The sequence below is a fragment of the Pseudomonadota bacterium genome (genome assembly GCA_026388215.1).
In the GTDB taxonomy this organism is placed as follows: Bacteria; Desulfobacterota; Syntrophorhabdia; order Syntrophorhabdales; family Syntrophorhabdaceae; genus JAPLKF01.
The window spans coordinates 1-2,126 of the sequence record JAPLKF010000156.1; the positions used below are offsets into that span (position 1 = coordinate 1).

The following is a 2,126-nucleotide window of genomic DNA, read 5'->3' on the forward strand; positions in this document are numbered from 1 at the left end:
GGTATAAACCTTGAAGATATCGCAAATCCAAAATGCTTTTATATACTTGAAAAGTTACGTGCAGAGGCACCAATCCCGGTGTGGCATGATGACCAGCAGGGGACTGCTGCTGTGACACTTGCCGGGCTAATAAATGCATTGAAGATTGTGAAAAAGAAGATCCAGGATGTAAAAATCACAATGATAGGCATAGGTGCTGCAAATGTATGTATAACAAAAATGATCATAAAGGCAGGTGCTGATCCAAAAAAGTTTATCGTTGTTGATAGCAAGGGTATTCTTAATAGAAAGAGGGATGATATAAAGCCAACCCATAAAGAAAAATTGCAATTCTGCCAGATTACGAATGCTGAAAACAGGGATGGTAACATGGAAGAGGCGATAAAGGGGCAGGATGTTGTAATTGCCCTTTCAAAACCAGGGCCCGACACGATCAAGAAAGAGTGGATATCGAAAATGGCCGATAACGGAATAGTCTTTGTCTGTGCAAACCCAATACCTGAAATATGGCCATGGGAGGCAAAAGAGGCCGGAGCGAGGATAGTTGCCACCGGCAGGAGTGATTTTCCTAATCAGGTTAACAATTCTGTTGGGTTTCCTGCGATTTTCAGGGGAACACTTGATGTAATGGCAAGAACGATTACAGACGAAATGTGTATTGCAGCAGCCTATGAACTTGCAAAATGTGCAGAAGATAAAGGTCTCCGTGAGGATCATTTACTCCCAACCATGGATGAATGGGAAGTATTCCCAAGAGAGGCAGTGGCTGTTGCAAAGAAAGCGATGGAACAGGGCGTTGCCCGTTTAAAATTTACTGAAAAAGAACTTTTCCAGATGGCCGAAACAAAAATAAACAGGGCAAGGGAAGAGGTAGGTCTTTTAATGGAAAAAGGGATTATAGCCCCTTACAAGGAGTAAAATATGAGAGAGATACATGTTGATGATATTGTAGCAGCCATAGAGGGTTTATTTATTGATGCGAATATAAATCTTTCCGATAGTGTTTTTGAGGCGCTCAATAGCGCAATAGGAAAGGAAGAATCTCCTGTCGGCAAAGAGGTTTTAAGGGAATTGATTAAAAATGCCAACATTGCGAAAGAGGAGCACATGCCAATCTGTCAGGATACAGGCCTTGCTGTGACCTTTTTAGAAATAGGACAGGATGTCCATATCCATGGCGGCTCGCTTGCTGACGCTGTCAATGAGGGGGTAAGAAGGGCATATAAAAATGGGTACTTAAGAAAGTCCTGTTGCGATCCATTTTTAAGAAAAAATACAGGTGACAACACCCCAGCTATCATCCATACAAGTATTGTACCCGGTGACCGGATAAAAATTGTTGCCTTACCCAAGGGTGGAGGAAGCGAAAACTATGGAGAGGTAAGGATGCTTGTACCTTCACAGGGCAGGGAAGGGGTTAAATCATTTGTCCTGGAGATGGTAAAGAAAGGCGGGCCAAATCCGTGTCCACCAATTATTGTAGGTGTTGGTATAGGGGGTAACTTTGAAACTTCTGCCCTTCTTTCAAAAGAAGCCCTTATGGTCCCTATAGGCAGGCGAAACGAAAACCCCTCTATAGCAGAACTTGAGCTGGAAATATTAAATGATATCAATAGAACAGGTGTGGGACCTCAGGGTTATGGTGGAACAGTGACAGCACTGGATGTGCATGTAAAGATGATGCCGTGTCATATAGCCTCACTTCCTGTTGCTGTGAACATTCAGTGCCATGCCCATAGGATTAAAGAAGTAACGATATAGCGTAGAGCCTGGAGCGTAGAGTAGAGGATTTACTAAACATTAAAAAAGGGGTGAATGATGGAAATAAGGCGTATTACAACACCTTTAGAAAATGGTGTGGTAGAAGCATTGAAGGCAGGTGAAAAGGTACTCATAAGTGGCTACATATATACAGCACGGGATGCTGCACATAAAAGGTTTATTGATGCACTCAGTAAAGGAGAAGCACTCCCCTTTGATATAAAAAATCAGGTGATATATTATTGTGGTCCTTCTCCTGCTTCTCCCGGAAGGGTGATAGGTGCCTGTGGTCCTACTACCAGTTCAAGGATGGATTTGTATGCCCCTAAATTGCTTTCTTTAGGTCTTAAGGGCATGATAGGCAA

At 42.8% G+C, this 2,126-nt stretch carries 3 protein-coding genes; all 3 read left to right on the top strand.

What is annotated here, in order from left to right; translation table 11 throughout:
- On the top strand, window positions 1-918 hold a 918-nt coding region (locus NTU69_09010), incomplete at its 5' end, for a malate dehydrogenase (protein MCX5803647.1).
- A gap of 3 nt (window positions 919-921) precedes the next feature.
- Window positions 922-1,761: a fumarate hydratase gene (locus tag NTU69_09015; protein MCX5803648.1), complete on the top strand. Its 840-nt coding sequence runs from the start codon at window positions 922-924 to the stop codon at window positions 1,759-1,761.
- A 57-nt stretch (window positions 1,762-1,818) separates the two neighbouring features.
- The coding region (locus NTU69_09020) for a fumarate hydratase C-terminal domain-containing protein (GenBank protein MCX5803649.1) at window positions 1,819-2,126 on the top strand (308 nt) is incomplete at its 3' end.